The organism is Vibrio sp. V39_P1S14PM300, assembly GCF_009904765.1.
Classification (GTDB): Bacteria; Pseudomonadota; Gammaproteobacteria; order Enterobacterales; family Vibrionaceae; genus Vibrio; species Vibrio proteolyticus.
This window is the reverse complement of the sequence record NZ_WXWP01000045.1, coordinates 1-4,989: the sequence shown is the minus strand read 5'-3', so window position 1 is coordinate 4,989 and position 4,989 is coordinate 1. Positions and strand designations below refer to the sequence as shown.

Annotated in this window: 3 protein-coding genes; all 3 read left to right on the top strand. The window is 49.1% G+C overall.

What is annotated here, in order from left to right; genetic code table 11:
• A partial coding sequence (locus CAG65_RS02435) for an ABC transporter ATP-binding protein (protein ID WP_161451921.1) occupies nt 1–1,685 on the top strand: 1,685 nt, incomplete at its 5' end.
• 30 nt (nt 1,686–1,715) lie between these two features.
• The gene (locus CAG65_RS02430; RefSeq protein WP_337247540.1) at nt 1,716–2,975 is read left to right on the top strand and encodes a paraquat-inducible protein A; all 1,260 of its coding nucleotides are present in this window, start codon (nt 1,716–1,718) and stop codon (nt 2,973–2,975) included.
• Nucleotides 2,968–4,989, top strand: a 2,022-nt coding sequence (locus CAG65_RS02425; RefSeq protein WP_161451919.1) for an MlaD family protein, incomplete at its 3' end; no start/stop codon positions are given. The genes CAG65_RS02430 and CAG65_RS02425, both read left to right, overlap by 8 nt.

Here is a 4,989-nt window from a genome sequence, read left to right as displayed (position 1 = left end):
TCCCTATCCCACTGCTGATGCCACTCATGGTAGATGAAGTTCTGCTGAACAAGCCTGGTACGGGTCTGGCGATGATGAACGCGGTGATGCCTCTGCAATGGCAGACAGCAACAGGTTACATCATGTTAACTCTGCTGTTGGTTGTTTTAATGCGTACCATCAGTCAGGGATTAAACATCGTCCAAAGCCGCCAGTTTACACTGGTGTCGAAAACCATCACGTACAAAATGCGTGAGAAAATGATCGATAAACTCGGACGTATCAGCATCCGCCAATACGAAACTAAAGGCAGCGGTGGCATCAATGCTCATTTGATTACAGACATCGAAACCATTGATCAGTTCATCGGTTCTACTTTGAGCAAATTCATCATCAGTTTTTTAACGGTGATCGGTACCGCGATTGTATTGCTATGGCTGGAGTGGCGTCTCGGATTGTTTATTCTGCTGGTGAACCCTGTCGTGATCTACTTCTCACGAAAACTCGGCAGCAAAGTCAAGCATTTGAAAAAGAAAGAAAACCAATCGTTCGAAGCCTTCCAGAATCGTCTGGTAGAGACGCTTGATGGGATCTATCAACTCAGAGCGGCCAACCGGGAACGGGAGTTTTTGCAACAGCTGAAGCTTCAAGCCAATGACGTACGCCTGGCTGCGGACAAGTATGCCTGGCAATCAGAAGCTGCCGGCCGCATTTCCTTCCTGCTTTTTTTACTCGGTTTTGAACTGTTTCGTGCCGTTGCGATGTTGATGGTGCTATTTAGTGACCTTACGATTGGTCAGATCTTTGCCGTGTTCGGCTATCTTTGGTTTATGCTTGGTCCAGTCCAGGAGTTGCTAGGCATTCAGTTTTCCTGGTATAGCGCCAAAGCCGCACTAAATCGGATCAATGCCCTGCTCGACTTAGAAGAGGAACAGCGACCAAAAAGTAAAATCAACCCGTTCACTGATGATCGTGAAGTTGACGTGATGGTAGATAACGTCAGTTTTGCTTATCACTCCGATCATCAGGTATTAAACAACCTGTCGTTGTGCATTCCTGCTGGTAAGAAAGTCGCGCTGGTTGGCGCCAGTGGCGGGGGTAAATCGACTCTGATTCAATTACTTATCGGCGTCTATCAACCTTCGTCAGGTGAGATCCGTTTCAACGGCGCATCAACCACCGATATCAGCTTTGACGTTATTCGTGATCAAATAGCCGTGGTATTACAACAACCTATACTATTTAATGACAGCTTAAGGCATAATCTGACCCTAGGGGGGCACTACGATGACTTGTCATTATGGCGGGCATTGGAAGTTGCTCAGATGCAGGATGTCACGATTCAACTCAGTGAAGGGTTGGATACGCAAATTGGTAAAAACGGCATTCGTTTATCCGGTGGACAACGACAACGTCTGGCGATTGCCCGGATGGTACTGAGCGATCCAAAATTCGTCATTCTGGATGAAGCGACATCGGCGTTAGACACGGCCACTGAAGCGGCACTGCATAAAGCCCTGTCCGAATTTCTGAAAGGACGGACAACATTAATCGTGGCACACCGCCTGTCGGCGGTAAAACAAGCCGACCTCATCTATGTTTTGGAAGACGGTCAGGTAACTCAAACGGGGACGCATGGAGAACTGGTTGAACAGGACGGCTTATATCAAACACTATACGGGAGTGTACAGTCTTCCGCGTACTAGTGACAGCGTAACTAAATTAGCGGGCACTCAGTGAGAACTGCCCGTCCCCTGAACGGCCATCAAGCGGACGTCAATACCGTCCGCTTATGCCAAGGCTGTGAGCTGCCTGTCGATGTCGTGGATGTCGAGCACGGTAAAAGTGCTTACTGCCCCCGCTGTGGCACGCGGCTCTACCGAGGTGGTTCCGCTTCTCTGTCTGGCAATCTGGCAATCGCCATTACCTGTTTACTGCTGTTCCTTCCGTCTCATTTGTTTAACTTCATCAGTATCCGTCTATTTGGTGTCATGATTCCGGCCACACTGCCCGATGGCGTATTTACTCTGATGCAAGAAGGCTTTGTCATGTTAGGGCTACTGGTACTGTTCTGCAGCTCTATCGCCCCATTCATTGTCTGCGCCTCAGTAGTCGCTGCACATGCTGCGTTGCGTATCCACTCCTTCAAAACACTGCGTGTGTCGCTGTGGTTGATCCAACACCTTAAACACTGGGTGATGCTTGATGTGTTTCTGGTAAGTATCGCCATTAGTTGCTTTAAACTGCAGGATTATTCAGACATTTTTGTCGGGCCCGGCCTGTACGGACTTGTGCTGTTGCAACTCGCCGTTGTGCTATTGATCAGTCGAATTAGCGTACGTCGTTACTGGGAAGCCTGGAGTCCGGAGATCCACTACGCCTTCCAACGCAAAGAGTTACATTGTCACAACTGCCACCTGTCGCAGCCGGAAGGCAAACAGTGCATTCGCTGCCATGAAGCGATTCACCATCGTAGACCACGCTCCATTCAGAAAACCTGGGCCTACTTGGTCGCCGCTGCCATTGCTATTTTTCCGGCGAACCTGATTCCAATATCGATTTTGATCACCAACGGACAGCGCTTGCAAGACACCATCTTCTCTGGCGTCGCCTCTTTGGTAAACAATGGCATGTCCGGTATTGCTGCCATTATTTTTATTGCCAGTATTGTGGTGCCTGTCGCCAAGATACTCGGTTTAAGCTATTTGTTACTGGCCATCAAGTTCAAACGTCAGGTGTATCATCGCCAGCGAATGACTATCTTTTTTGTCGTCAAATGGATAGGAAAATGGTCAGTGATGGATTTGTTTGTTATTTCTATAATGATGACATTAGTCGATCGCGGACAAATCCTTGATTTCACGCCGGGTTACGGCGCTGTAGCTTTTGGTGTGGTGGTTGTACTGACAATGCTTGCTGCCGAAAGTCTCGATCCGAGACTGATCTGGGACAACTACCGCGAATCTACACCACAAAATGAGTCAGAGAATGAGTAAAGAATCATCGAATCAAAACTCGTATACACCAGACGTAAAACGTAACAAAGGTATCTCGCCACTTTGGATTTTACCCATTCTCACTATGGTACTGGCCGGGTGGCTGCTGGTGAAAGCGATACACGATGCCGGTGACCGGATTCAAATCTATTTCTCTGATGCGCAGGGGCTGGTCGCTGGACGAACAACCATCCGCTATCAAGGTCTCGAAGTCGGAATGGTACGTGACATCAAACTTACCGACGATCTGCAAAATATTTATGTCGATGCCGATATCTATCCCGAAGCCACAAAACTGCTGTCGAAAGATACCCGCTTTTGGCTGGTGAAACCAACGGCCAGTCTTTCCGGGATTTCCGGTTTGGATGCGCTGGTCTCGGGAAACTATATCGCCATTCAACCCAGTGACGTCAAGTCGGAACCACTCAACCAGTACACCGCGCTCGACCGGGCGCCTGCGGATCTCAAAGGTCGTGAAGGACTGACCATTACGCTCAAAGCGCGCGATCTGGGTGGCGTTTCCGTGGGGTCACAGATCGTTTATAAAAAAATCCCCATTGGCGAAGTGTACAACTATCAATTAGACCCGGACGCCAAGTCGGTATTAATTCAGGCTTACATCAAAGATGAATACCGCAAGATCATCACAGACCAAAGCCGATTCTGGAACGTGAGCGGTATCGGAACCAGTATCGGCTTTGATGGTGTGGATGTACGTTTGGAGAGCTTTAGTGCCCTTTTGAGCGGTGCCATTGCGGTGGATTCTCCGGATGGCGGTCTGCCGGTTGAAGAGAACACGCAATTCAGGCTCTACCAGGATCTTAAGACCGCAGGGCGCGGTATCCCAATCAAAATCATCCTGCCCGATGACAACCAGATCAGCGCGCACGGCGCACCCATCATGTATCGAGGTTTGGAAATTGGTCAGGTCACGGACTTACAACTAAGCGAAGGCAGACAGCAAATTATCGCCTCCGCAGCGATACAGCCGGCATTCAGTGACATGCTCAACACGGGCAGTAAATTTGTCCTTGAAGAGGCCAAAGTATCTTTGTCCGGCATTGAAAACATTGCCAATTTAGTAAAAGGCAACTATCTGACCATCTATCCGGGTAACGGCGATCGTTCACGCCTGTTTACGGCTGATCGCAAAGATGAGTTCAACAAAGAACAAGCGCGTTCTGTAGTGGTACGCCTATACTCTGATAACTCTTACGGGCTGGACGTCGGGGCTAACATTCTCTATAAAGGTATTGCTGTCGGCTCCATCACACAGGTCGCGCTGGAGCATGACAAAGTGCGTTTCGATACGCTGATAGACAATCGGTACGCCAATCTCATCAAATCCAGAAACCGCTTTTATGTCACTGGCAGCGCCAGTGCTGAATTGACAGAATCTGGTCTTAACATCTCTGTCCCGCCCGCCAAACAACTGTTGTCCGGATCCATCAGTTTTGTCAGCGAAGGTACAGAAAAAGCGGCCGACTCCTACCCGCTCTATCCGAACAAATCCCTCGCTGAGCTGGCCAAATACAATCAATCCGGCTCTAAGCGCCTGACCCTGTTTGCCAGTGAACTACCGCCTATTTCAGCAGGCAGTCCACTGCTGTATCGAAACTTGCAAGTCGGCAGTATCGCCGATTTTCATTTGGTTGACGGTGGCGTCGTCATCACTGCTACGATTGAAAATCAATATCAACACCTGCTTACACCACAAACGGTATTCTGGAACCGTTCTGGTGTTGAGGTTGATGCTAGCCTGACGGGCATCAACGTCAAAGCCGCGCCACTTAAAACGCTTATCCAGGGTGGCATCGCCTTTGACTCTCTACCGGGAGTTGAAAACAAACTCAATAAAAAGTGGAAGCTCTACCCTGACTTTAAGTCGGCGCGAAAATTTGGCCATGTTATTACCTTGCTCGCCCAGGGGGATACGGGCATCAGTGAAGGCACCCCTCTGAAATACAATGGTGTACAGGTGGGTGAAGTATCACTCGTTTACCCAAGCTTCAAA